Genomic DNA, 26,174 nt, shown 5'->3' with positions numbered 1-26,174 from the left:
ATTCGCTCGTCATGACGCACGATACAGCCAGTCAATCCAGCGGCGCGCCGGGCGATTACGCGAGCGATGATGCGCGTTGGGCCGCGGTGCGCGCGCACGATCCATGCGCCGATGGGTATTTCTTCTTTGCGGTCCGCACGACCGGCGTGTTCTGTCGGCCGTCGTGCAAGTCACGTGCGCCGCGGCGCGAAAATGTGCGCTTCTTCGAGTCCGCCGACGCGGCCATGGCAGAGGGCTTTCGCGCATGCAAGCGCTGCCAGCCGCTGCGCGCGCCCCGCGAGGTCGAATTGGTCGCGCGGGCCTGTTCGGTGCTGGCCGAACGGATCGACGAGCGCGTCACGCTGGCGCAACTCGGCGACGCGGTCCACATGAGTCCCTACCATCTACAGCGCGTCTTCAGTCGCATGATGGGTATCTCGCCGCGTCAATACCACGCGAATTTGCGCGCTGAGCGGCTGCGTGAAACGCTGCGCTCGGCTAGCAGCGTGACCGATGCGGCGTTGGGAGCTGGCTTCGAATCTGCGTCGCCGCTGCGCAATGCCGCACGAGGGCATCTAGGCATGACCCCATCGGCGTACCGCAGACAGGGCGCCGGCATGACGATCGCCTATGCGATCGCTTCGACCCGGCTGGGTCCGATACTGATTGCGGCCACCGAGCGCGGCCTGTGCAAGGTGGCGTTCGGCGATGATGAAGCCTCACTGCTACACGCATTGCACGAAGAGTTTCGCCATGCGAAGCGAGTCTGCGACCCTGAACGCCTCGCGCACTATGTCGAGCGGATCGACGCCTACCTGGACGGACGCGCCGATCCGACGCACTTGCCGTTCGATGGGGTGGCGACGGCGTTCCAGCGCCGCGTCTGGGATGCGCTGCGCCGGATTCCGTACGGACAAACGCGCAGTTATACCGAGGTCGCGGCCGAACTGGGTGTGCCCAACGCGGTGCGGGCGGTCGCCGCCGCATGTGCCGCAAATCCGGTGGCCTTGGTCATTCCTTGCCATCGCGTGGTCCAGAAAAGCGGTGCGTTGGCCGGCTACCGGTGGGGGCTGCAACGCAAGGCGGCGTTGCTCGACGCGGAACGGCGCGATGGCGATGTCCGCGCTGCAACGCCCGGCTCGGAAACCCTCGATGTATAACGTGTTCACCACGTCGATCGCTTATCGGCCGCCGTACGATTGGCATCGCATGGTGGGCTTTTTTGCCGCGCGGGCGACGCCTGGCGTTGAATTCGTCGATGCGCAGGTCTACCGGCGCGGTATCGAGATCGACGGCGCGCTGGGCACGCTTGAAGTGAGGCACGACGCGCCCGGTGGTGTGCTGCGCGTGACGGTGCGCGGCGCCGCCCTCCTGATGCACAGCGTGCGCCGCGTGATGCGCTGGCGGTGGGCATCAGACGCTGGTCCGGTTCAGCGTGTACGCGCGGTAGGACGCAATGAACTGATCGAAGTGGCCAACTTCAGTGTGCTCGATCTCGGCTTGTTGCTGCAGCGAGTGCGCCGCCAGGGCCGCGTAATGGGCATGCAGCTCGCGCGGCAGCGGCCGGGCACGCATCGCCGCGGCGTGTTGCGCGCTGTGCTCGAGCGCGAAGCGCACGAACGAGCGCCCGGTTGTGCGCATGTCTTCTAATACACGTGCCGAAGGGGTCAGCGCGAAGTCCTCGACCTTCGCGCGTTGCGCGGCCAGTGCGTCGCCATATCGGCTGCCGCCCTCCTGGGCGTCGAGCAACGCCGCGGCCGGCCCGATTCGCTCGAGCAACTCGAGGGCCCAGTCCCGCAAGGGCACCGGGCGGCCGCCTCGGGACAATGCAAGTCCCGGACGCCGCCCCTGCGTCACCACACGGGCGAAGTTGTTGCCTGCTTCGGTACACTCCGCCTCGTGGAGCAACGCACTCGCGTCCAGCGCGCAAAATAACAGATACGCTTCGATAAAACGCGCGGTGGTGGCCGAGATCCCGGTGGCCTCGAACGGATCGATATCCAGCAGACGCACTTCAATGTATTGCACGCCGCGCGACGCAAGCGCGTGCAGCGGTCGTTCGCCCGGTTGCGTGACGCGCTTCGGGCGGATCGTCGAATAGAATTCGTTTTCGATCTGCAGTACGTTGGTGTTGATCTGCACCCACTCGCCGTCGCGCTGGGTGCCAAGCTGCTCATACGGCGCATAGGGCTGGCTGACCGCGCTCGCCAAGTTGTGTAGATAACCGTCCAAGCTGTTGTAGTCCGCGCGCAATGCAGCCTGCGCGGACGTATTCTGATAGCCCAGGTCACTCATTCGGAGACTGGTCGCGTACGGCAGGAACAGCGTGTCGGCATCCCATGTATCCAGCGCATGCGCGCGCGCGCCCACGAAGCTGCGCGACAGCGCTGGCGAGGCGCCGAACAGCAACATGAGCAGCCAACTGCTACGGCGGAAATTGCGGATCAGCGCAAGGTAGGCATCCGACTGGTACTGGAGCGGCGAGCCGTCAACCCGCTCGTGCTGTTGCAGCAGGCGCCAAATGTCTTCGTGCAACGAAAAATTGTAGTGAATGCCGGCGATGCACTGCATTGCCCTGCCATAGCGCAGCGCCAGCCCGCGCCGATAAACATGCTTAAGCCGGCCAATATTCGACGTGCCGTATTGCGCGATCGGGATCTGTTCGTCGGGCGGCAGCACGCCGGGCATCGACGCGTTCCACAGCAACTCGTCGCCGATCGATTCGTAGACGTAGCGATGCAGCGTATCGAGCTGCTCCAGCATCGCATCGACGGCGTGCCCGGCCGGCGTGATTATCTCGAGCAACGCTTCGGAATAGTCGGTTGTCAGCTGCTCGTGCGTGAGCGCCGAGCCCAAGGCGGCCGGATGCGGCGTGGGCGCCAGCGTGCCATCGCGCTGGACTCGTAGGCTCTCCTTCTCGACACCGCGCAGGCCTTGCGCCAGCAACGGTCGATGCGCGGGCTGCGCCAACAACGCCAGGCGTCGGGCGTACCCATCCGTCGTCGGGAAGGCGGGCGTGTTCTTGAGCATTATTGGTATGGTGTACTGGAGGCCGGTCTGCCGCGGCGGAGGGATTCGCGAGTAGTGGGCACTTTAACATGCGCTGCGAAGCGTTGCTGACGTTATGCTAGGCAAGGTTAAGCGGGCAGTCGGGGGGTATCCCCGTTCAGCGCTGCGGCAGCCGCGCCGCGGCGCGGGTGGACATCACGACGATCAGCTTCATCGTGGCGCGAGTTGCTCCGACAAAAAGCTTGCGGGCGGCTCGCTCATCGAATGCATCGAAATCCACCTCGGTCAGGATTACACAGGGCGCGGCCTGGCCCTTGAAGCGGTGGATCGATTCGTACAGCACGTCGCCGTCGCGGTACTCGGGGTTGCCGAACAGATCGTAGCGGCCGGTGAAGCTGCGCAGCCGGTGCGGCCCGAGCTGTTCCAGTGCGGCAAAGCGTGATTTTTCACGGCCGCGGAATGACAGCAGCGCGATATCCTGCTTGCGAAAACCCAGCGACAACGCCTGAGTGATGGCGCGCTTAGTCGGCTCAAGGGGATCGTCGCCGTCATAGGTCGACACGGAAACGTCCGAGCCACCGAATGGACTGCCGCTTTCGATGGTGAACGACGGTCCGATCACCTCGCGCAAGTAGTCGAAGATCTCGCGTGGGCTACGATAGTTGACGCAGGCATTCAGCGTGACCCAACCCGGTAACGGGACCGGTTCGCGCATATATAAATTCTGCATCGGATCCTCCAGCCACCACCATGCGCCGCTCGGTGCTAGCAGCCGTTGCAGCGCGGCGACCCAGTGCGCGCGGAAGTCCTGTCCCTCGTCGACGATCAGCACATCAAAGCGCCACGCATCACTGGGGGGCACGTCGGCAAAGCGTGCGTCGAGCCAGCCGAAGACATCCGGGGATGCAAAGTCTGGCTCCTGCCCGCTGTCGCGCACGACCCAGTCGCACAGCTGGTGGTAGGTCGCGACCTTCGCGCCCGGCGGTGCGACGCGCGCGATGTGGTCCGCCAGGGGACGGTTGAAGCAGACGTACAGCACACGCCGGCCCTGAGCGAGCGCGTCCTTCATCACCTGGATTGCCAATTGCGTCTTGCCCGAGCCCGCCGTGCCGGTCACGCGCAGCCTGAACGGCTCGAACGACAGGCGCCGCGCCCATTCGGCCAGGCCGCCGGAGAGCCGCGTGACCAGTGTGTCCGCCTGCCCGACCAGTGCGCTGGCGTCCGGTGTGAGCGCAAGGTGATCGGACAGGAAATGATGCAGCTTGGTAGCACAGTCGAATGGGGCCTCGTCGGGCGGCAACGCGCGCTGGATGACCGCGGCGAGTTGATCCTTGCGCGTCGCGTCGACGATGCGCTCTGGGGTGACACCGGCAATGCCCGGGTCGCGCACGATGTAGTCCGGGCAATACAGCAGCGCCTCGATGCAATAGGTGCCGGCGCCGAACGCCGCGGTGAAGCGCCGATGCAGGCCTTCGATCGTGCGGGCCAACTGGACCGCGACATTGCGTTCCTTCTGCAGGTAGACCTTGACCAGGCCTGTAGACGTCTCGCGCAGGAATCCCGACTTCTGCTCGATCACCATCAGGCGCCCCGATGGCCCTACCACGACGAAGTCCGCTTCGCCAAATACCGAGAAGCCCTGGTTCACGCGGGTCCAATGCACGCCGTGATAGACCGTGTAGCCGTCCGGCAGTTGCTTGGCCAGCGTGGTCAACGTTTCGCGCTCGCGGGCTGCGGCGCCTGCTGCGTCCAGGTGTTTCCAGTCGTCGGGAATGATGCGCGCCATGTTCAGCAGTGTCTCGAATAAGGGCTAGCGGGTACGCGGTGCTGCGTAGCATTCTATGCGAGCTGCCGCGTGTCGGTTAGAATGCGCAGGTCTTTGGGGAGTAGCCTTTCCTGCGTTGCCGGGTCGCGGATGCGATGCGGCGGCCGGCCTGAGTGGCCGCGCCGCGTCAGTCCGACGCCAGCACGCCAGGAAGATCGCGCCAACAGTCTCCGGCTCATGCCGTGGTGCGCTCGGCCCATGCGGGTTTGGCCAGACCATCGACGCCGCGCCTCGTCCCGGTCGGACCGTCGCGCCGCGTCATGGTTCATGTGTCCGACCGTGGAGATATCGTGCACCATCCCCGTTCCCCCTACCCGCCTGCCCGTTTGGCCATGCCGCCCGTTGCGACGGGAGCGTGCGCATGACTTGGCTCGTGCTCGAACTCATGCTGATGCTCGCGGTGATCCTGGTCGCCGCCGAATTGTTCACGAACGCGCTGGAACACCTGGGCGAGCGGATGAAGCTATCCGAGGGCGTGACCGGCTCATTGTTCGCGGCGGTCGGCACCGCGCTGCCCGAGACGTTGATTCCGCTGATCGCCATTGTGTCGGGACGCGGCGAGCGGCTCAACGAAGAAATCGGTGTGGGCGCGATTCTAGGCGCGCCGCTGATGCTCGCGACGCTGTCCACGTGCCTGATGACCGTTGCGGTACTGCGCCAGCGTGGGCTCTGTGGACGGATACGGCCGGAGGTCGGCGGTATCAATCGCGATCTCAACTACTTCCTGTTTGCGTTTGCGTTATCGGCCGCCGCGATGTATGTGCCGCATACGAGCGTGCTGGTGCGGGCAGGGTTGAGCGCCGCACTCGTGTGCGTGTATCTGTGCTACGTGTATGCGACGTTGCGTGCGTCGCAAGCGTTGGTGGCCGGCGGGCATGGCACCGAGGCGCCGCACGTCATGCATCTGTCGCGCTTCGGTATCCCGACCCGGCTCGTGACGATCGTGCTGCAGCTGGCCATCGCGCTGGCCTTGCTGATCGGCGGTGCGAAGGGATTCATTGATGGCGTGGACGGGGTCTCCCAGCTGCTGGGCGTGTCGCCGCTGCTGTTGTCGCTGCTGATCATCCCGATCGCCACGGAGTTGCCCGAGAAGATTAACAGTATCTTGTGGGTGCGTCGCGGCAAGGACACGCTCGCATTTGGGAACCTCACCGGTGCGATGGTGTTCCAGGGCACGCTGCTGCCAGCGCTGGGCATCATGCTGACGCCATGGGAGCCGCGCATCGAGGTGCTGACCGGCATCGCGATTACACTGGTCGCGGCAGCGTGGTGCCGCGCGCTGTCGCGCGGTCGCGGCCTGCCAGTCTGGGCGCTGCTGTTCAATGGCGTGCTCTATGCGGTCTATCTGGCCGTGACATTGGCATAAAATGCGGCGGTGCTGTTCGATTTTTCGCCGTTCGATTCCGGAGGTAGGAATGCAGGTCAAGTCTCTGATAGGCGCCACTGCGGCGCTGTTTACCATGCTGAGCGCTGCCGCGCAGGCCGCCGGGCCGGTGGGGGTGCAGGTGAGCGGCTGCTGGGTGCGCACGATGCCGGCGACCCTGCCGTCATCGGCCTATTTCACGATAAAAAACGACGCAGACACGCCGGTTTCGCTCAAGGACGTCGATGCGCCGGCCTTTGGCATGGTCATGATGCACCAGACGCGGAGCAACGGCAGTATGTCGCGGATGGTCCATGTCGATGCGATTGGCGTGCCGGCCCACGGTACGCTGAAGTTTGCGCCGGGCGGTTATCACGTGATGCTCGAACAGCCCAAGAGCGCATTGAAAGTCGGCACGACGATTCCGTTGACGCTCGATTTTGGCGCCGACGGCAAGCTGGACGTCCAGTGCGAGCTTCGGCCCGCCTCGGCGTCGGCGCATTGAGGTGGGCCGCTGCGCCCCTCGGGTGGCCGCACGCCGGTGGATCGAGCGGGTCGTCAGCGTCGGGATCGTCGGTCTGGGCGTGCGGATGACGTTTGTGACGACGGGCGGGTGACACGATGAACGGACTTGAGTGCTCGATGCTGAACTGGACCGAGGGGGGCCAGACCCACCACGCGCGCTGGCGCTCGCACGCCGGGCTACCGCCGCCTCGGCGCGTCGTGCCGGCCGACGACACGCTCGGCGCCGATCACGCCTATCGCCTGGCATGCGAGGGAACCGCGATCCTGTGGCAGGGCGACTTCAATAACGCGCGGCAGCTATTGCAGGCCATCGCGCGGCGCATCGAGCGTCGTCGGCCCAAGCGCGGTGCGACGCCACAGGAAACGTTCAACCTGCATCGGCTGGCGCAAGCGCAGCGGGCCCGCACGCTGGCGATGCTGCTGGTGCCGCTCGATGCGCATTACCGGATACCGCTGCGCCGTGCCCCGGACCTAAGTGGTGCGTGCGCGCACGCATACGGGCCGCCGCCCGGTGGTGACGCGGTCAGCGTCGTTTCGCTGCGCGAGTTGCTGGGGATGGTCGGCGCGTTCGAGTGGCATCGCAAGGGTGTGGTCATCGACGCACTCGGCGGCGACCGGATCCATCCGCACTATGGCGTGTTCTCGCCCGTACGCGGCGAATACCTGGATCTGATAGCGCAGGCGCCGTTGCCGGCCGGGGCCGATGCGCTCGCTTTCGACATTGGCACCGGCACCGGCGTGATCGCCGCATTGCTGGCCCGGCGCGGCGTGCGGCGCGTGATCGCGACGGACGTCGATTCGCGCGCGCTAGATTGCGCGCGCGAGAACGTCGCGAGGTTGGGGCTGTCTGCGCAAGTGGAGGTCGTGCGGGCGGATCTTTTTCCGTTATCGCGCCGCGCGCCGCTGGTAGTCTGTAACCCGCCGTGGGTGCCGGCGCGCCCGAGTGCATCGATCGAGCACGCTGTATTCGATCCGGACAGTCGCATGCTACGAGGATTCCTCGCCGGTTTGCCGGCGCATTTGGCCCCCGGCGGCGAGGGTTGGCTGATCATGTCGGACCTGGCTGAGCATCTTGGCTTGCGCCCACGCGAAGCTTTCCTCGCGATGATCGACGCGGCCGGCTTGCAGGTGCTTAACCGCGTCGATATCCGGCCGCGTCACCCCAAAGCGTCGGACGCCGCGGATCCGTTGCATGCGGCGCGGGCCCGCGAGGTGACGTCGCTGTGGCGCCTCGCGGGCCGAGGCTGATGAACGCGCGCTACGCGGTGCCGCGCAACGTATGCGCGGCGGCCACCATGTTGCGCAGCGCCGGGATGACTTCAGCCCATGCGCGCGTCTTCAGCCCGCAGTCCGGATTGACCCACAGGCGCTCGGCTGGGATGCGCTCGGCCGCCTTGCGCATCAACTGGACGATGTGCTCCTGCGTCGGGATGTTCGGTGAATGGATGTCGTACACGCCCGGTCCGATCTCATTCGGATAGTTGAAGTGATCGAATGCATCGAGCAGTTCCATGTCTGAGCGCGATGTTTCGATGGTGATGACATCTGCGTCCATCTCTGCAATCGACGCGATGATGTCGTTGAACTCCGAATAGCACATGTGCGTGTGGATCTGCGTGTCGTCGCGCACGCCGTTGGCCGCGATGCGGAATGCGCCGACCGCCCACTGCAGGTACTCATGCCATTGCGACTTGCGCAGCGGCAAACCTTCGCGCAAGGCCGCCTCGTCGATCTGAATCACGCGCACGCCCGCACGCTCCAGATCGAGCACCTCTTCGCGGATCGCTAGCGCAAGCTGCTGGCACGACACGGCACGCGGCTGGTCGTCGCGCACGAACGACCAGTTCAGAATCGTCACGGGCCCGGTCAACATACCTTTCATCGGCTTGTGAGTCAGCGATTGCGCATATTGGATCCACTCGAGGGTCATCGGCTTCGGCCGGCGGATGTCACCGAACATGATCGGCGGTTTCACGCACCGCGAGCCATACGACTGTACCCAGCCGAACTGGCTGAACGCATAGCCTTCGAGCTGCTCGCCGAAATACTCGACCATGTCATTGCGCTCGGCCTCGCCATGCACGAGCACGTCGAGCCCCAGCGCCTCCTGTTCGCGCACGCTGCGCGCGATCTGCTCACGCATGGTCGCGTGGTAGCTCGCCTCGTCCAGTTCGCCACGACGGAAACGGCTGCGCGCCTGGCGGATTTCTTCGGTTTGCGGAAACGAGCCGATTGTCGTGGTCGGATAAGGCGGCAGTTGCAACTGCTCGTGTTGCTTGCGCGCGCGCTCCGGATAGGGGTTCGTGCGGCGTTCCATGTCGGCGTCGATGCGCGCAAGCGCCGCCTTGACGGCTGGGTTATGCACGCGCGCCGATACCTTGCGCGCCGCGATGGCGGCCTGGTTGTCCCGCAGTTCAGCCTCCACAGCCTGCCTGCCGTTGTTCAGTGCCGTAGCCAGCACATTCAGTTCGTCCAGTTTTTGCAGCGCGAATGCAAGCCATGAACGGAGCTCGGCGTCGAGCCCGCGCTCACTGGCCAGGTCCACCGGCACGTGCAGCAGGGAGCACGACGGCGCCAGCCAGAGCCGCTGGCCGAGTTGGCGGTGGATCGGCTCGAGCCAGTCGAGCGTTGCGACGAGATCGGTTTTCCAGATATTGCGGCCGTTGACGACACCGAGCGACAGCACGCGCTCGGCCGGCAGACTCGCGATGACGTCGCAGACTTCATCGCGTGCATTGAGCGTGTCCACGTGCAGGCCCTGCACGGGCAATGCGCACGCAAGCGGCAGGTTCTCCTGCAATTGCCCGAAGTAGGTGGCTAGCAGCAGCTTAACGCGATCGGTGCGTAGCGTGTCGTAGGCGTGCACGAACGCTTGCTGCCACTGCGGATCGAGCTCGGTGACGAGGATCGGTTCGTCGATCTGCACCCATTCAGCACCGCACGCGGCGAGTTCGGCCAGCAATTGCGCATAGACCGGCAGCAGTCGCGGCAACAGCGCGAGTTTGTCCGAGTCGTCCTTAGCCTTGCCGAGCCACAGGTACGTCAGCGGCCCGATGATCACCGGCTTGGCTTTCACGCCAAGGCGGCGTGCCTGTTCGAACTCGCCGAGCAGGCGCGATGCGTCGAGCGAAAAGGTCGTGGACGCGCTCAATTCCGGCACGATATAGTGGTAGTTGGTATCGAACCACTTGGTCATCTCGCCGGCCTGCACGCCGCAACTGCATGCGCCGTCCGTGGCTGAACGCCCGCGTGCGATCCGAAAGTAGTTGTCCAGCGAGTCACCGTCCAGGTTGCGTACCCGCTCCGGTAGGTTGCCGAGCGTAAAGCTCATGTCGAGCACCTGATCATAGAACGCGAAATCGCCCACCGGTGACCAGTCCAATTTCGCCTGGTTGGCCCAGTGCTGCTGGCGCAGTTGAGCGCCCGCTGCTTTCAGTTCGTCCAGTGAGGACTGTCCCTTCCAGTAAGACTCGAGCGCGAATTTCAATTCCCGCTTCGCGCCGATGCGCGGAAAGCCCAGATTGTGCGTGATGGCCATGATTCGATAGAGGTTGAGTCAAGAGTGCGTCGATCATAGGGGTTGGGATATATGAAAAAAAGTGGCATTATTTCATTGTCCCATTAAATATACTCATGCCTCGAGATGCTCGAACGTATTCACCTGGCGATCGTGCGCGAGGTTGACCGGCGCGGTTCATTGACCGCTGCCGCCGAAGTGTTGTGCCTGACCCAGTCGGCGCTGAGCCACACGGTAAAGAAAATGGAGCAAATGCTGGGCACGGCGGTCTGGCGCCGCGAAGGCCGCAACCTGCGGCTGACGCAGGCGGGCGAATACCTGTTATCGGTCGCCAATCGCGTACTGCCGCAGCTGGAGCACGCGCAGGCGCGCTTGGCACAGTACGCGCAGGGCGAGCGTGGTACGCTGCGCATCGGAATGGAATGCCACCCCTGCTACCAATGGTTGCTGAAGGTTGTGTCGCCGTACCTGGCGCAGTGGCCGGACGTCGATGTGGACGTAAAGCAGAAGTTCCAGTTCGGCGGCATTGGCGCGCTGTTCGTCTATGACATTGATATTTTGGTCACGCCCGATCCATTGCACCGCGCGGGCCTTCGTTTCGAGCCGGTGTTTGACTACGAGCAGGTGCTGGTGGTCCAGCGCGGACACGCACTGACACGTGGCACGCACGTCGAGCCGGCGCAGTTGACCGGCGAAGTGCTGATCACCTATCCGGTCGATATTGACCGGCTTGACATATATGCGCAATTTCTGGTGCCGGCCGGCGTGCGGCCGAAGCGTCACAAGACGATCGAGACCACCGACATCATGGTGCAAATGGTCGCCAGCGGCCGCGGCGTTGCCGCGCTGCCGCGCTGGCTGGTGCAGGAATATGCGAACAAGATGCCGATCGAGCCGGTGCGGCTGGGACGCGACGGCATCGCCAAGCAGATCTTCGTGGGTATGCGCGAGGCGGATGCCGACACCGACTACCTCGCCGCCTTCGTCGCGCTTGCGCGGCATTCAGCCCACTATGCGGCAGCGTAGCTGACCCGCCTTGGCTCATGGTGGCCGGTCACGATCCGCTGCAGGTTCAAATGACCGCTGTGGTGCCTGCCGTGAAAGACGTGCGGGCCGAGCACACGAAAACGTAGGGTCTTACCAGGCCTGCTCGTAGATGGCGAGGGCGTCGGCTTCGCCAACTTCGCGAGGATTGTTCACGAGCAGGCGGGTTTGCAGCATCGCGTCGGCGGCCATTCTCGGCAATTCGTGCCGGCCGACGCCGACTTCGCGCAGCGTCCTCGGGATCCCGGTGGCGGCAATCAGCGCATCGATCTGTGCAATCCATGCCGCTGTCCTGGCTTCGTCGCTGCCGCGTGCGTCGGGCGCGATGATTTCGGCAAGCTGCGCATACTGCTGTGCGGCCGCGTTCGCGTTGAAGCGCAGCACGTGGGGTAGCACGAGGGCGTTGGACAAACCGTGCGGCACGTGGAACAGGCCGCCGATCGGATACGCGAGCGCGTGTACGGCGGCCACCGGCGCATTGGCGAAAGCTTGTCCGGCCAGCATCGCGCCGAGCAGCATTGCCTCGCGCGCTGCGCGGTCCTGCCCGTTGTCGCACGCCGGCAGCAGGTGGCGGGACAACAGCTCCAGCGCCTGCAGCGCGAGCCTGTCCGATAGTGGGTTCTTCAGGCGTGCCGACGTGTACGCCTCGATCGCATGCACCATGGCATCGATGCCGGTGGCCGCGGTCGCCGCGCGCGGCAGGCCAAGCGTGAGTTCCGCGTCCAGAATCGCGACATCAGCGAACAGTTGCGGCGCGACCACGCCCATCTTGCGCGCCTCGCCGAGCGTGACGATCGACACCGCGGTGACTTCCGAGCCGGTGCCCGCGGTGGTCGGCATTTGCACCAGCGGCACGCGCGTGCCACGTACGTTGCCTACGCCGTACATCTCGGCCAGCGGTTGCTGCCCGGCCACCAGGACGGCGATCAGCTTGGCCACGTCCATTGACGAGCCGCCGCCGAGTCCGAGCACGATCTCGGCACCGACGGCCGAGGCGCGTGCGGCGGCGTCGAGCACTACCTGTTCGGGCGGATCGGCCACCACGTCATCGATGACGGTGACATGCCAGCCCTGTGCAGTGAGGTCCGCTAGCGCGGGCCTGAGCAGCCCGCTGCGATGCAGGAGTGCGTCGGTCACCACGCACAGCCGGCTGAGCGTGCCGAAGTGCTCACGCAGCAATGTGCCGAGCCGGCGTGCCGCGCCGAACTCCACGATGACCGTTGGCACGGTCTGAAAGCGAAATGGGATCATTGGCTGGCTCCGTGCACCATGTGGCTGCTGACCTCGCGGCGTTTGAGTATCGGAATGATTTGCTTGTAACCGATCTGCTGAAAATGCGGCGTTTGCCGATGTTCGTCCAATCCCGTTGCGTCGGTATACTGTTCGAGGATCACAAAATGGTCAGGATCGTGCGGCGAGCGGAAGAACTGGTAGTCCAAGTTTTTCGGCTCATCGCGCGTGGCGCGCGCGAGCGCGTCGAGCAGCGCCAGCACGCGCTCACTCTGCCCGGGCTTGGCGAAATAGTGGGCAATGACCTGCAAGTAGGGTGGCGTCACCGTTGATTTCCTCCTCCACGGTCCATCGCGCGTTCAGCGCGGCGTAGTCAGATTCCATAATTGACTGTCGCTGGTGGACACCGCCACCGCGCCGTGCGCCTGCGCCTGGCGCACATCGTGCTCATTGCAGATGAAGCCCGACGCGACGATCGGCGGCAGCGCCGCACGGTCTTGCTCACGTAGGTGCGGCAGCATCGGTGCCGGCATCAGCTGCACCAGATTGGGATCGCTCTGCTCGATCGCTTTGACGCTGCGCGGCCACGTCGAGCGATCCGTCACGAAGACCTTCTGCATTGTCATCAGGCCGGCGCGGTTGGCGCGCTGCACCGTCGCCACGCGCGTGGACACCAGGCTGGTGACGCCAATATCAACGAGATAGTCAACGCCGCCCTTATCCTGCGACAGCCCATCGCAGCTGTCGATATTGACGATCACGCACTTGCCGGCGCGCGTCAGCGCGGCCACGACCGCCTGCAGTTTGCGCAACTCGACGTTAGCCACGATGCCGACCTCGGCCGCGCTGCTGATGAAGCTGTCGAGCTGCTCGGCGCCGTACAGTGTCGCGATGACAGGATGTCGGGCGAGACGCGCTCCGAGGGATTTGTCCATATCGAAATATCAGCTTGCCGGCGAGACGATGTCGTCATCCAGGCCGAGCTTACCAGGATTGAGGATGTTCTTCGGATCCAGCGTACGCTTGAGTGCTTGCAGCACGGGGAACGCGCTGCCCAGCGAGTCGCGCATGTAGGGCGCGCGCAGTAGACCTACGCCATGGTGGTGGCTTAGCGTCGCATTGTATTGGATCAGCACGGCATTGGCCGCGTCCCACGCACGGCGATACCACGCGGCGCGCTGCTCGATGGCGACTTCGCCACGCAATGAGAAGTACAAGCACGCACCGTCCACATAGGCATGCGACTGGTGCGCGGAGCCCGCCAACGTACCCGGTACCGATTGCAGCGCATCGACTACGTCACGATAGATCGCGGCCAGATCGCGCCAGCGCCCCGCCATCTCCAGCGTGTCGGCGACGAACCCCGGGCTGCGTTTGAAGCCCTCCGCGCTCTTGCCGGTCAAGTACCGCGTGTCGAGCCACTTCTCAAAGATCGCGTCCCCGGCCAGCCGCTGCCCTTGCGGCTCGCACACCTGCTCGCAGACTCTCATCCCCGCATCCACGAGTTCGCGCGTGCCCTCGTCGGCGATCAGCAGCACATTCGTGTCTGGCAGGCCGAATTGCACGCCGCTTTCGAGTGCATCGTACAGACGCAACGCCGCCGGATGGGCGCCGCGCTGCATGATCTCGCGGCACGCGTGCAGGCCGGCGGCGAACGAGTCGAAGCCATAGGCGATCGCCCGACCATAGTCCGGCAGACGGTGCAGCTTCAATCGTGCCCGCACGATGATGCCCAGCGTGCCTTCGCTGCCGATAAACAGCTGCTGCAGGTCCGGCCCGACCGCCGCGCGCGGATAGCCGCCGACGCTGATTAGCGAGCCGTCGGCCAGCACGACGTCCATGCCGTACACCATGTCCTCGATCTTGCCGTAGCGCGTGGACAGCTGCCCGGCGCCTCGGCAGGCGATCCACCCCCCTATGGTGCTGATGCCAAACGACGACGGCCAGTGTCCCATCGTCAACTTGTGCTCGCGCTGCAGCGACGCCTCGAACACGTCGCCGAACATACCCGCCTCCACCTCGACGAGTTGGCTTTCATGGTCCACGCCGAGCAGCCGGTTCAGGCCGCACAAGTCCAGCACGATGCCGCCACGCACCGGCAGTGCCGCGCCGGTGACGTTACTGCGCCCGGCCGACGCCGTCACCGGAATCGACGCCGCATGCGCAATGCGCATCACCGCCTGGATCTGCGCGACGCTGGACACGCGCACGACGATGGCGTGCGGCGTGGCCGGCTGGCCGGCGGTTTCCGTGACCATCGAGGCGGCCCACCAGTCACGGGTCCACGCGACCACTTGCGCCGGCTGCGTAATCACCTCGTCGGCGATTTCCCGCAGCGCGTCGCATTGCTGCTCCGAGACCTGCACCGGTGCGCGCTGCATGCCGCCGGCCGGCGCGTTGTCCGGCACACTGGACAGGTTCAGCGAGTACGGTGGCGGCGTGTGAGCGCCGACGACATAATTGCCACGGTTGTAGCCGCGCTGAATGGCTTCCTTGCTGATCATCCGTTATCTCCGATGAGGACCGATTTCTCGTATTGGACGGCCGCGACGTAGTCGCGCACCTGGCTGGCGACGAGCGCGTCGGACAAGCCGAGCTCCGCCTTTAAAATCTGGCCCACGCGCGGTGCGGCGCGAGCTGACGCATCGCGCGCCATCAATCGCGCGCGTGTGCGCCGCGACAGCACGTCGTCTACGCTGCGCGCCAACTCATGGCGCGCAGCGTAGACCACTTCCGCTTCGCTGTACGGCAAGCCCTCGACGATCGGGGCGAGTAGCGACGGGTGCGCATCGATCAGGTCGCTGACGAAACGCGCTTCGGTGCCGTAGCGCTCGCCCAGATGCGCGGCCAGTCCGCCCGAGGCGACGATCGCCTGCGGGTCGTAGCCGGCCGCGCCCAGCAGGTAGGCCGATTTCGTGCGGCATGGCGCGCGTTTGCCAATGACTTTCTGCGCCGCGTCGATGGTTTGCTCCGCCATGTGCCGGGAGGTCGTCAGCTTGCCGCCGACAATCGTCACCAGGCCGTCGGGCGCGACGCGGATTTCGTGGTTGCGGCGCATCTCGATTGTCTTGCCGCCAGGGGGGCCGACCAACGGTCGGCAGCCGGCGATGCTGCCCACCACGTCGTGCGGCTGCAGGTCTGTCTTCAAAGCCGAGCGGGCGCCTTCCAGCAGGAAATCGAGTTCTTGGCGCGTGCAGTACACGTTATCCAGGTCACCGTCGTAGTCTTCGTCGGTAGTGCCTAGATACGAGACGTTGCCCCAGCGGGTGATCGTCGCACGCCGATTGCGGCCCGGCACCGGGATCGTAACGGTGCAGTCGTTGCGGATCTTTAACCACGGAATCGCCACGTGTACGCCCTTGGCTGGTCGTACCTGGAGCGCTGGTGTATCCCCTTTGCGGCGCCCGTCCCAGTCGCGCAGCCAGACGCCGGTTGCCATGATCACCACGCCGGCGCGCACGCGGATCTCGCAGCCGTCGGCATGCACGATGGCACCGTCGACGTGTCCTTGCTCGTTACGGGTGACCTCGGCCACGCGCGCATGATTGACCACCGCCGCGCCGTGAAACGCCGCGGTGCGTGCCAGCGTCAGCGTCAGCCGCGCATCGTCCACGCGCGCATCGAAATACAGGAAGCCGCCGCTCAGGTACGCTTCGTTGAACGTTGGACAGTGCGACAGCACTTCGGCCTTGGTCAGTTTCTGGTGCAGGATGCCTTCGCGCCAGCCGCCAGCGAGGTCATACGTCCACAACAGACCCTCGAAGGCCTTCGCCAGGCGCTGGTCGAACACGCCGTCGCGCTCCATCACCGGGAACAGGAACGGCAGCCGTTGCACCAGGTGACGCGCATTGCGGCGCAGGCGCTGCCGTTCCAGCAGCGAGTGGCGCACCAGGCTGAGATTGCCTTGCTCGATGTAGCGCAGGCCGCCATGAACCATCTTCGAGGATTTGGACGACGTCCCGGACGCAAAGTCGCTCTTCTCGATTAAAGCGACGCGATAGCCGCGCAGGCTCGCGTCCAGTGCCGCGTAGGCGCCGGTGACGCCGCCCCCGACGATCAACATGTCGAATGTGTCATCGCTCAGGCGCGCGAGCTGTTCCTCGCGTACCACGCGCAGTGGCGACGTGGTCGTCATCGCAGCCCGATCCTGCCTGGGCCGTCTGGATGGCAAGAAAATCATACTGGTGAATCTCCGTACTCAACCGTGATCGAAATCGGCCGCATGAGCAAGTTCAGATTGGATGCGCGCGTGCCATTTCGCGCGCCGCTGTTGCCGCAAGCCGGTGTCGGGCGACGGCTCGAACACCGCGTCGGTGACCAGCGTGGCGCGGGCTGCGTCCAGCGAGTCCCACAACAGGCCCGAGGCGCCGGCCAGAAACGCCGCGCCACGTAGGCTCGCACGGTCGCTTTCGCGGATACGCTGCACCGGCAGGCCGCTCAGATCCGCCTGGATCTGCAGCAGCACGTCGCTGCCCGACAGGCCGCCGCCGACCACCAGCTCATGCACGTCGATACGTGCCACCGCCTGGTTCGCCTCCATGCATGACGCCACCGAATGGCCAATGCCCTCGAGGAGGGCGAACGCGATCTCTTCCCGCGTGGTCGCAATCGATATCCCGGACAGCGATGCGCGGGCGCTGGGCTCCATCTGCGGCACGCGCAACCCGGTCAAGGCGGGGACGAATAACACGCCGTGCGCCGACGACACAGGGCGGGCCAGGGCGCTGATTTGCTCTGGGTGATCGAACCAGCGCAACGTGTCGCAAACCCAATTCAGCGCGGAGCCCGTCGTGGCGACGAAATTTTCGAGCGAATAGTGTGAAACGCCGCCATGGCGGCGCGCTGTCATGGCCAGCGTTGCGTCGTATGATGGCTGTTGCCCATGCCCATGCCCATGCCCATGCCCATGCCCATGCCCATGCCCATCCATGAGCGTGGTGTACGGTAGGGCCGGGCCCGTTAGCAGGTCGACAAAGCTACCCGTACCGTGCACGCACATCGATTGCCCACGATCGAGACACCCGAGTCCGACCGCGCCGGCAAACTGGTCGCCCGCGCAGGCCAGAATCGGCACATCGAGCCCGAGTAAATCGGACCGGGTGCGGCCAAACGTGTCCGCGTCCTCGCGCAACGCCGGCAACAGCTCGCGCGGAAAGCCCAGCGCATCGACCCAGGCGTCGAAATACCGGTGCTCGCCCAGCAGATAGGCGCTAGCTGAAGTCGCATTGGTCGGCGTGGTCACACATGCGCGCTCGGTGGACAGGTGCCACAGTAGCCAGGTGTCAATCGTGCCAAACGCGAGTCGGCGTGCGTGGAACGCATCGGCGACCGCTGGCACCGTGCGCAGTTGATGGGCGGCCCATAGATACGGCGAGCGCACGCCGGCGGGCCGACCCACGCTCGCCCTTAACCTGCGGTCCCATGTGGCGGCTAGGCGGTCAAGCTCGGCCGCATGACGCGTGTCCTGCCAGACCATCGCGGGGACCAGTGCCCGTCCCGTGTGCGTGTCCCATAGCACGGCCGTTGCCCGTTGGGTGGAGATGGCCGCCGCGACAACACGCACCCCTTGCTGGGCGGCCTGTGCCAGCGTCGCGCGGCAGACTGCGATGGTCTTGTCCAGGATCGCATTCGCATCTTGCTCAACGACCCCTGGTTGCGGGCTGTCCACGCGCAGCGGCAGATATTCGAGGCAGAATACGTGTCCACTGGCATCGACTAGCGCGGCCCGTGTACCAGACGTGCCTTCGTCGATCGCAAGGATGGCGTTTCGATGCGCGGTCATAGCGGGGTCTTCTCGATGACGGGGTTCGTGAGCGCCGGCTTGGACGGCGGGATGTCCTTGAAATGAGGTGCGTCCGGCTCGTTATCTGGGGTGATCACCGTGCGCGTGGGATCCCAGCGAATCGCAAAGCAGATCGCACTGGCGGTAAGCGGCACGACGGCCAGGATCAGAAAGGTCTGCTCCAAGCCGTAGCGTTCTAGGAACAGCGGGAAGACGAGCAGTCCCAGCGCCGCACCGATCGAGCCGAGCGCGCCGACAATGCCGTTGGCGCTGGCACGCAGTTCGCCGCGGAACGACAGCGATGACAGAGTCTTGCCATTCGCCCCCGGCCCGCCGGAATGAAACAGAATGAACAACGATGGAATGACCACGCACGCCCACAGCGGCATCCGGGCATGGAACAGGCCCAGTATCAGCAACATCGCGAAGACCGCTGCAAATCCGATGGCCGACGCGTGCCGCAAGCCCAGCCGGCGTGCGATTAGCGGCGAGGCGAAGCCGCCCGCGATACCGAATACGTTGAATACCAGTGCGCCGAGCGTCGCGTACACAAAATCCTTGCCGAACAGCGCCGCGCTGATCAGCGGCAAATACCAGCCGATGGCGAAGTACTCGATCGATTGGCCGATCTGCACGGTGGCCGCCAGAATCGTGCGCGGCAGGTACACGCCGCGAAAGATCAACAGCACGTTGGCCAGCCCGCGCGTTGCCGGGTTGATCAGTGGCACGCGCTCATGCAGCGGCGCAGCGACGAATGGACGACCATAGATTTGCGTCATCGCACGGACCGCGTCATCCAGCCTGTTCCTGCGGGCGAGCCAAATCGGGCTTTCAACCAGGAATGCGAACTGCATGAGCACAATGGCGACACCGAATACGACAGTGGCCGCCACCGAGTAGCGCCAGATCGCATCCCCGACGTTCCATGAGTGGAACAGCAACGCCAGCAACAAGTTCGTGCATACCGCCGCGTACCACATGCCTTGCCACGCGTTTAGGCGGCTTTTCAAGCGTGCTGGCGTGAACTCGGCCAGCATCGCCATGGCGATCGCGAAATCGATACCGTACGCCATGCCGACGAAGAAGCGTCCCAGCAGGATCACTTCGAAGTTCGGTGCGAGCACCACCAGCACCGCGCCGAGCACCGACAGTAGTTTTGCGATGATGAGGGGGCGAATCCGGCCCCAGCGGTCCGCCATCCAACCGCCGATTGGATTGAACGCAATCGCCACCCATGAGGCGAACGACGTTAACAGCGCCACCTGCGCCGCCGTCAAATGGAGGTCGCGCGTCATCGGCCCGAGGCCCGCGCTCAGCGCTGAATTGGCGAATGCGTCGAGAAACAACCCACCGAGCGACAGCCACCAAATGAGGCCAGCGCTGCCCACGATGCCGGGCCGCGAGTCGAGGAACGATATGATGTCTTCAATGCCACGAATCTTGATCGCGATTGCTTGCACTGCCGGCCTCCATTCTCATGATTCTGTAAGAGGCCAGAACAGACAACGCGATCGATGCGCGCAAGAGACCATCTTACAGATAGTCTCTTATCTAGATCTGTGCGCCCACTTTACGGCGAGTGTGGGCGGCGTGTCAAGCGCGGAGGAACTAGCCGGATCCCGCGCCCATAGATTGGCGATAGCGCCGTAAGACGTCGATGTCGTGACCCGTCAACGCGCGTGGCTCGTCCTGGATGGCCTGGCAGTAGGCCAGTACTTGCGCATCGTGCCGCATCCCCTCCAGCAGCAGTGTAGCCGCCGGTTCGTCATCTTCGCCCAGCGGCTGATATCGATTGCTGCGCATCGCGCGCAAAATGGCCCAGAGCACGGCCAGATGGCCGGTTAACAACGCCATGGCGATTTTCCAATGGCCGCCGCGGCCCGCGTCGATATCTTGTAGCGCGCGGTAGATAATCATCATGCACAGCAGTACGATGATCGCCGCCGCGCCGATCTGTAACCATTTGGCCACCTCGAACGCGACGGCACGGCGGTTCAGTTCCTCATACGTCAACGGCCGTTCCAAAGTGGCGCTCGTGCGTGTACCTGACTCAAAGCTCATGCCGCCACCTCCGATGCCGCTGTGTCCCACTCCCGGCATCCGTGGCCTCCGACATGCAAAGGCGGGACCGGTCCATTCGTGTCTCGCTGTACTGTCGCCTGCTGTCCAGGCCTGCCTGCACTACGCTCGTTCATTGTCAGCGTTGTTGCCTCCACGTTAAGAGAAATGGCCACGTGGCTTTTGCTTTCACATTAGCCAGCATGATCAAACCGTGCGGATAGGGTTGCGTTCCATTAGGAGCGGTTCGATGTTGTAGACGCGCCGGGTGGTTTGAATGAACCCGACGGCGCAATGCGGCGATGATTGCCATGCAACAAATTGCATGGCCTTTTGCGTGATCAATTGTTTGACTGCATGGGTTTTCGTCAATTGAGGGCAACCGGCTGCGCAATCCATTTAGGCGTGCGTCTTACCGTTGCACTATCGGCTTATCGAATCTGCGGCGAACCACGCTGAATTGATGCCGGCACGGGCCACTCAATCCATCGCGTTCGACTGACCCCATGCCGTCATGTCGGATTGATTGCATTCATGACGAGTACCATGTGCATCCAGCAATAACAAACCAAATATTTGTACGAGGTGCAAGTATTAGCGGCTAAACATCGTATGTCAAGCAATATATTAATGAATTTCTTAAAATAATGTTGCATGTCATGCAATTTTTCTCCTAAAGTTGGGGCGGAGCAGACGACCCGGACATTACATGTTTCCAAGCGAAGACAAGGTTTCAGAAGAGTCGCTAGCGATTGCCATGCGAATCCATGATTTGCTGAACCGGCATGGCGTTGGCAAACGCCAGCATGCGGCGGAGGTTCAGCGCATTCTCGGGCTGAGCTATTCGCAGGCGCACCGGAAAATGAAGGGGGCCAATCCGTGGACCATTGCGCAGGTCAAGGCGGTGGCACAAGCGTATGGCGAATCTGCGGCGATACTGCTCGATGGCATCGACTCGAGTGAGCCGGTTGGCGCAATAGCCGCGAAGATGCAAGAAGCGGTGTTTTATGTTGGCGATGCTGTCTATCGTTGCTTAGCCGATATTGGAGAGCGGGCGCATGACGTGTCGGGGCTGGAGTTCGTTGCGCTCAAGGACGGCAATCGATGGAAGGTGTTTCCGGTTGAGGCGGCGCCGGAGGGCGACTATTTCGTGGTCGAGCAGATTCTGATACGCGCTCGAAGTGCGCCTGAGGCGAGCCCGGTCATTGCGATACTCGACGACGATGCGCTATTGACTGCCGAGATGTGCTCGTATTTCCATTCCCGTGGCTATGTTGCCCGACCGTACAACACGGAGGCGACGTTTCGCGCGGCGCTTCGCGAGAACGTGTTTGACGGATTCATTGTTGACTGGCTACTGGAGAGCGGCACGGCCGAACAGACCATCCAGTCGATCCGGCAGTCGCGCCACGGCGACGCGCCCATTTTGCTGCTGACCGGCAAGCTCGTGACGGGTGAGGCGAACGAGGATGACGTGGCGCGGGTGATCCAGCAATACGATGTGAAACCCTTTGAGAAGCCCGCGCGGCTGAACTGGGTGGCGGTGGAGCTGGCGCGGCGACTCAAGGCGGGCGCGCCTGGCTAGGACCGCGGTGCGTGATGCGTTAGGACCGCGGTGCGCGATGCAGATAGATGACGTCTTGCTGCACGGGTATCAGGTTCTGGCCGCTATCGACGACGAAATCGGTGCCGTTGTAGGCCGGGGAAGCCAGCAGCAGGACCGCCGCTGCGACATCGGCCGGGCCGGCCACCCTGCCCAACAAGTTGGACTGGTGGGCCGCGTACTTGAAGTCCGCATCGGTCTGGCTGTCGCTGGGCAGCATCAGCCCGGGAAAGACTGCGTTAATGCGTAAGACCGGCGCGGCAGAGATCGCAAGCATTTGCGTCAGGTTGCCGAGCGCGGTCTTTCCGACCGTATAAGTGAAGTGGTCGCGGTGGAAGTTGCCTTTCACCTTTTGGTCCACGACATTGACCACTGCACCGGTTGCACCCGCGGCCTTCGCGCAGTCGTGGAAGGCCCGCGTCAGCAGGATCGGCGCCCTGCAATTCACTGCCCATGCCTGATCCAGCGCTTGCACGGAAAAGTCGACGAAATCGTCTTGCCAAAAAACCGCTGCGTTGTTGACCAGCAGGTCCAGCCGGCCGAAGTGTGCGAAGACATCCTGGATGAGTTGGTCGATCTGAGCGGCGTCCCGTAGGTCGCCGTTAAAGGCAAGTGCGTCATATCCGGCATGCTGCAGCGCCAATGCGGCCGTTTCCGCCTCGTCGCGCGCTGTGTGCGCGTGCACCGCCACGCGATACCCGTTTTTTGCGAGATGCTCCAGGATTTCCCTGCCGGCCCGTTTGGCCGAACCGGTCACCAGTGCTACCTTACCGACGCTCATGAAGACTCTCCATCCAACAGGTTTCCGAATGCGGTGCGCAGCGCGTCAATCCGGATCGGTTTCATCAAAAGATCGTCGAACATGGCCAATTGCGTTTCACTGAGCAGCTCCGGCGCCGATGCGCTCATGCCAATCAGCTTTGAATGAGGCGCGCCGGTTTTGCGGATCCATCGCGCCAACGAAGCGCCGCCTTCCCCCGGCATCTGCAGGTCAATGAGCGCGACATCCACTTCCCGCTGGCTGAGCATGACTCTGGCTTCCCACGCTGAGTCCACGGCGGTAACGGCCAAACCCAAGCTGCGCATGAGCGCGACCAGCGCGTCGCGCATCTGAGGCTGATCATCCACCACCAGCGCCTGCTTGCCGCTCAGCGGCGTGTTCGGCAGCGCGCTTTGCCTGTCGTCGCTCGGCTGCCCGCGACGTATCAACGAGTCGGTCGGTTCGCGAAACGTGACTTCGAACGTCGATCCAACGCCGAGCGTCGACGTAACGGTAATATGACCGCCGAGCAGTCGCACCAGCCCATCGACAATGGCCAGACCCATGCCGATGCCCGCGTGGCTTCGCGTGTTGCCGTCGTCAAGCTGCACGAACGGCTCAAACAACTTTTCCTTGGCCTGCTCCGGGATGCCAATGCCGTGGTCGGTTACTGCGATCCGCGTGACGCACTCCGATGCCGCAATGTGCTGCGTCGCACGGATCAGCACGTCGCCTTGAGTCGAATACTTGATTGCGTTGTCGACTAGGTTAAGCAGGATCTGCCGTATCCGTTGCTGATCGGAGTGAATCAACCATACGATGCCGCACGTGTCGATCTGCACAGACAGCTGCTTGAGCGCGGCCATCGGCCGCATCTGCGTGGCGACCTGCTGCACGATATCGATTAGATCCACCGGCGCGATGCGCAACTTGAGCTTGCCTGCGTCCAGCCTTGCATAATCAGCCAGGTCTCGCAGTTGCGCGTCGATTTGTTCGGCCGCTTGCTCCATTCGCAACACGGCGCGCATGCTCCTTGTCGACAGTTCGGCATCCGCGAGACTCGAAAGACCGGCCGATATCGTTTGTAACGGTGTGCGGATCTCGTGCCCGATCGCCCCCAGAAACGCACTCTTGGCTTTCAATGACGCATTGGCTGATGCCGTCGCGCTTTGCTCGGCGATTCTCCAGATCCGCTCCCGCTGGGCGGCGCGCATGCCACGATATGTGGCGATGGTCAACGCGATTAATAACGAACTCGTCAACGAAGCTGCACCGATACTGATCGCCCACAGCGCCCGGCGCTTGTGTCGGAAGTCCTCCAGCGCAATGTCGCGACGTTTGTTTTCCGCTTCGCCAATGCCTTGCGCAAATTGCAGGGTTGACTCATCTAGCGCGTGCAGGTGGTCGGCGATGACACGCGCCGTCGACCTGTCGCCCGGTTGCAGATTGACGATGAGCGGATCGATCGTTTGCAGGCAATGTTCGATTGCCGCGACGGCCTGCACATAGTCCGGCACGCTCAGTTGTACCTGCGTGGTATCCGACGGCTTCGAAATAAGCGAGAACTTTGACACCAGGATCTCATAGGAACGCTGGATCTCATCCAGGTCCTGGCTGTCGCCGCTTGCATATCGCAAAAGCAGGTTTTCCAGGCGATCTGCATTGAACTTGAACTGAGCGGGTGCCCAGTAGTAGTTTTCCTGCGGACCGGCCAGCTTGTACACGGACATGGGTTCCGTGCTGGTCCATTGAAGTGCCGTATAGCCCCATGCCGCTATCACCAGCGCGAGCGCCACCCCCAACAAGGTGCCTGCCCGCGACCAACGAGGCCATTGACACGTATCATTTGACCTCAATCGACTTCACCTGCCACACGAACCGCCCGGCGACCTCTGAGCGATTCAATTCCTTTGGGAACTTGTCGCGGGGGTAGACAAGAAACAGCGGACCAAAATCCCTGAGCGTCAGCTGTTTGCCGTTGATTTGGTCGGCTAGAATCACGCCGTACCGGTGCGCGTCGCTGATCGGGACCGCATACGATACATAGCCATCGTGTGCTGTCACCCGGAGCGTCGTTCCCTTTGCGCCCACCTTCGATAGCACGTCGCTCAAAAGCACGCCGGAAAACTGCGACGAGGGCGTCCAGTTCGTGGCCGTGGTGAACTGGGCACGCGGCATTGACCGCCATTCCTGTTCCGTGAAACGGTACATGTGAGTACCTGGCACATTCGTGCGTTGGATATTGCCGGTGACGTCCAGTTGCATCGGCGTGGCCTGCGCGAGGCCGCCGAAGACGAACAGGACGAGCGCGAGGCCTCTCGCGAGCGTTGCAAACTTGTTCATGCAGGTTCTCCTGACGAGCCCATTGGCTCAAGCGGTATCTCGGGATTCACATGCTAGACAAGCGGTTCAACTGATAGCCACGGCGGCTGGCTGTGGAATGCGACATGCAAGCCGTCGCTCAAATGATTAAACGCACTCGTGGACAGCCGACCGCGTTGACTGCAGTGCATATAGGGTATCGGCAGTGGGTTTGCTTGCTCGTCGTTGCGGGATCGACGCAGCTTTTCGAAAAATCAGCGTACCCGTCCAAACCAGCCGGTGCGCCGCACACCTTGCAGCTACAAACGGCCACATCGCTATCGCTATCAGATAGGCGGATCCTCGGTGCAGCCATTCATAAATAGACAGATTTGTCTGGACGAGGTTGGAAACTAAGCCAGCATATCGTCGGTGCCCGTGTGTCGCAATGCTTGCGTCTGTCCTTTTTACAAAAAGACAGAATGCTTGCTTTTTATGACGAGGTGGTGGGTTCAGTGATGCGGTGGTTAGCCCATGTTACCCCCGCTTTTTTGCGTGCGGGTCGTGACTGGCGTACCGGTGAAGCGTTTAGCGAAGCATTCGCGTATTGTCAATGTGCTGCTGGGGGTTCCAACCGCTTGTGACTGCTTTGCAGCTAGGTCAACTGCTGAAGGCGGCTCGTAAGCGTGGCAAGCTGACACAGGCCGAGGTGGCGACCCGATTGGGGCTGAACTAGAACCGCGTTTCCTATCTGGAACAACACCCGGAATCGCTGAGTTTCAAGCAGTTGCTGGGCTGGTGCACGGCCGTCGGGCTGGAACTGCGGCTGGGCGAGCGCGAGCGCCTCGAATCGACCAACAAGACGCAGTGGTGAGATGGGGCGGCGCTCGCACAGTCAAACCCTGACGCTTTGGGCCAACGGCGATTACGTGGGCCGAGCAGGACCTTAAGCTTGCTATGGCGCTGCTGGGCAAGAACCGGCACTATCATATGCACGCCATCCAGCGCCGGCACTTCAATAGCACGGCCCAAAAGCTCGGCTATGGAGGAAACGCGGAGCCATTGCTTCAGGAACGGGTCGTTCGGGCGCCAAAGGTGGTCGCGCAGGTGCAAGCGGAACTGCCGCCAGCGTGATGCCCGCGGCAATCGTAGCAACGGGTAAGGACAGGCGACAACCA

Annotated in this window: 21 protein-coding genes and 2 pseudogenes; 9 read left to right on the top strand and 14 right to left on the bottom strand. The window is 63.4% G+C overall.

Features of this window, described 5'->3' with window-relative positions:
* Positions 1-11 precede the first annotated feature (11 nt).
* Both ada and KPG66_RS17820 read left to right on the top strand, forming a co-directional pair.
* Positions 12-1,139, top strand: coding sequence for a bifunctional DNA-binding transcriptional regulator/O6-methylguanine-DNA methyltransferase Ada (ada, locus tag KPG66_RS00180; protein ID WP_237069718.1), 1,128 nt, complete (start codon positions 12-14; stop codon positions 1,137-1,139).
* A pseudogene (locus tag KPG66_RS17820) lies at positions 1,090-1,368 on the top strand (AlkA N-terminal domain-containing protein); the annotation flags it as partial. The gene ada and the pseudogene KPG66_RS17820, both read left to right, overlap by 50 nt.
* A gap of 24 nt (positions 1,369-1,392) precedes the next feature.
* Here KPG66_RS17820 and gshA read toward each other — a convergent pair.
* On the bottom strand, positions 1,393-3,009 hold the full coding sequence (gene gshA / locus KPG66_RS00175; RefSeq protein WP_237069687.1) for a glutamate--cysteine ligase: 1,617 nt from the start codon (positions 3,007-3,009) through the stop codon (positions 1,393-1,395).
* 136 nt (positions 3,010-3,145) lie between these two features.
* Positions 3,146-4,774 carry an ATP-binding domain-containing protein gene (locus tag KPG66_RS00170; RefSeq protein ID WP_237069686.1) on the bottom strand — a complete coding sequence of 543 codons (1,629 nt, stop codon included), beginning with the start codon at positions 4,772-4,774 and terminating at the stop codon, positions 3,146-3,148.
* A gap of 400 nt (positions 4,775-5,174) precedes the next feature.
* Here KPG66_RS00170 and KPG66_RS00165 point away from each other — a divergent pair, with 400 nt between their 5' ends.
* The 3 genes from KPG66_RS00165 (at position 5,175) to KPG66_RS00155 (ending at position 7,949) form a co-directional block, all read left to right on the top strand.
* Positions 5,175-6,179, top strand: a complete 1,005-nt coding sequence (locus tag KPG66_RS00165) for a sodium:calcium antiporter (protein ID WP_237069685.1) — start codon at positions 5,175-5,177, stop codon at positions 6,177-6,179.
* A gap of 49 nt (positions 6,180-6,228) precedes the next feature.
* On the top strand, positions 6,229-6,681 hold the full coding sequence (locus KPG66_RS00160; RefSeq protein ID WP_442929381.1) for a copper chaperone PCu(A)C: 453 nt from the start codon (positions 6,229-6,231) through the stop codon (positions 6,679-6,681).
* 116 nt (positions 6,682-6,797) lie between these two features.
* Positions 6,798-7,949 carry a methyltransferase gene (locus KPG66_RS00155; protein ID WP_442929380.1) on the top strand — a complete coding sequence of 384 codons (1,152 nt, stop codon included), beginning with the start codon at positions 6,798-6,800 and terminating at the stop codon, positions 7,947-7,949.
* Between the two features lie 10 nt (positions 7,950-7,959).
* On the opposite strand, the gene metE is transcribed toward KPG66_RS00155, so the two are convergent.
* A complete protein-coding gene (gene metE, locus KPG66_RS00150) occupies positions 7,960-10,239 on the bottom strand; it encodes a 5-methyltetrahydropteroyltriglutamate--homocysteine S-methyltransferase (protein WP_013433842.1) in 2,280 nt (759 codons plus the stop codon).
* A 105-nt stretch (positions 10,240-10,344) separates the two neighbouring features.
* On the opposite strand from metE, the gene KPG66_RS00145 reads away from it, so the two are divergent.
* Positions 10,345-11,244 carry a LysR family transcriptional regulator gene (locus tag KPG66_RS00145; RefSeq protein WP_237069684.1) on the top strand — a complete coding sequence of 300 codons (900 nt, stop codon included), beginning with the start codon at positions 10,345-10,347 and terminating at the stop codon, positions 11,242-11,244.
* 111 nt (positions 11,245-11,355) lie between these two features.
* Here the strand turns inward: KPG66_RS00145 and KPG66_RS00140 are convergent, their stop codons facing one another.
* From KPG66_RS00140 to KPG66_RS00105, 8 genes are all read right to left on the bottom strand, one after another.
* Positions 11,356-12,513 carry an iron-containing alcohol dehydrogenase gene (locus tag KPG66_RS00140; RefSeq protein WP_237069683.1) on the bottom strand — a complete coding sequence of 386 codons (1,158 nt, stop codon included), beginning with the start codon at positions 12,511-12,513 and terminating at the stop codon, positions 11,356-11,358.
* Entirely contained in the window at positions 12,510-12,818 is a 309-nt protein-coding gene (locus KPG66_RS00135) for a putative quinol monooxygenase (protein ID WP_237069682.1), read from the bottom strand. The genes KPG66_RS00140 and KPG66_RS00135 overlap by 4 nt, the downstream gene beginning before the upstream one ends.
* A 33-nt stretch (positions 12,819-12,851) precedes the next feature.
* Positions 12,852-13,427, bottom strand: a complete 576-nt coding sequence (locus KPG66_RS00130; RefSeq protein WP_237069681.1) for a glycerol-3-phosphate responsive antiterminator — start codon at positions 13,425-13,427, stop codon at positions 12,852-12,854.
* Between the two features lie 9 nt (positions 13,428-13,436).
* Entirely contained in the window at positions 13,437-14,996 is a 1,560-nt protein-coding gene (locus KPG66_RS00125; protein WP_237069680.1) for an FAD-binding oxidoreductase, read from the bottom strand.
* Complete coding sequence (locus KPG66_RS00120; protein ID WP_237069679.1) at positions 14,993-16,672, bottom strand: glycerol-3-phosphate dehydrogenase/oxidase; 1,680 nt, start codon at positions 16,670-16,672, stop codon at positions 14,993-14,995. Before KPG66_RS00120 ends, KPG66_RS00125 begins: the two co-directional genes overlap by 4 nt.
* Before the next feature lie 18 nt (positions 16,673-16,690).
* Positions 16,691-18,274, bottom strand: a complete 1,584-nt coding sequence (locus KPG66_RS00115; protein WP_237069678.1) for an FGGY family carbohydrate kinase — start codon at positions 18,272-18,274, stop codon at positions 16,691-16,693.
* Positions 18,271-19,734 (bottom strand): MFS transporter, encoded by a 1,464-nt coding sequence (locus KPG66_RS00110; protein WP_237069677.1) that lies wholly within the window; start codon positions 19,732-19,734, stop codon positions 18,271-18,273. Before KPG66_RS00110 ends, KPG66_RS00115 begins: the two co-directional genes overlap by 4 nt.
* 148 nt (positions 19,735-19,882) lie before the next feature.
* Positions 19,883-20,335, bottom strand: a complete 453-nt coding sequence (locus tag KPG66_RS00105; protein ID WP_237069676.1) for a hypothetical protein — start codon at positions 20,333-20,335, stop codon at positions 19,883-19,885.
* Between the two features lie 706 nt (positions 20,336-21,041).
* Here KPG66_RS00105 and KPG66_RS00100 point away from each other — a divergent pair.
* On the top strand, positions 21,042-21,917 hold the full coding sequence (locus tag KPG66_RS00100; protein ID WP_272907000.1) for a helix-turn-helix domain-containing protein: 876 nt from the start codon (positions 21,042-21,044) through the stop codon (positions 21,915-21,917).
* A gap of 19 nt (positions 21,918-21,936) precedes the next feature.
* Here the strand turns inward: KPG66_RS00100 and KPG66_RS00095 are convergent, their stop codons facing one another.
* The 3 genes from KPG66_RS00095 to KPG66_RS00085 form a co-directional block, all read right to left on the bottom strand.
* Entirely contained in the window at positions 21,937-22,716 is a 780-nt protein-coding gene (locus KPG66_RS00095; protein ID WP_237069674.1) for an SDR family oxidoreductase, read from the bottom strand.
* Positions 22,713-24,425 (bottom strand): ATP-binding response regulator, encoded by a 1,713-nt coding sequence (locus KPG66_RS00090; protein ID WP_237069673.1) that lies wholly within the window; start codon positions 24,423-24,425, stop codon positions 22,713-22,715. The genes KPG66_RS00095 and KPG66_RS00090 overlap by 4 nt, the downstream gene beginning before the upstream one ends.
* A gap of 112 nt (positions 24,426-24,537) precedes the next feature.
* On the bottom strand, positions 24,538-25,038 hold the full coding sequence (locus KPG66_RS00085; protein ID WP_237069672.1) for a molybdopterin-dependent oxidoreductase: 501 nt from the start codon (positions 25,036-25,038) through the stop codon (positions 24,538-24,540).
* Between the two features lie 571 nt (positions 25,039-25,609).
* On the opposite strand from KPG66_RS00085, the pseudogene KPG66_RS00080 reads away from it, so the two are divergent.
* Together KPG66_RS00080 and KPG66_RS00075 are read left to right on the top strand one after the other, a co-directional pair.
* Positions 25,610-25,870, top strand: a pseudogene (locus tag KPG66_RS00080) (helix-turn-helix domain-containing protein).
* An 83-nt stretch (positions 25,871-25,953) separates the two neighbouring features.
* On the top strand, positions 25,954-26,130 hold the full coding sequence (locus KPG66_RS00075) for a hypothetical protein (RefSeq protein ID WP_442929379.1): 177 nt from the start codon (positions 25,954-25,956) through the stop codon (positions 26,128-26,130).
* Positions 26,131-26,174: the final 44 nt, after the last annotated feature.

This window comes from Mycetohabitans sp. B2, assembly GCF_021733735.1.
Lineage (GTDB): Bacteria > Pseudomonadota > Gammaproteobacteria > Burkholderiales > Burkholderiaceae > Mycetohabitans > Mycetohabitans rhizoxinica.
The sequence above is the reverse complement of the archived record's forward strand: the minus strand, read 5'-3'. Positions and strand labels throughout refer to the sequence as shown.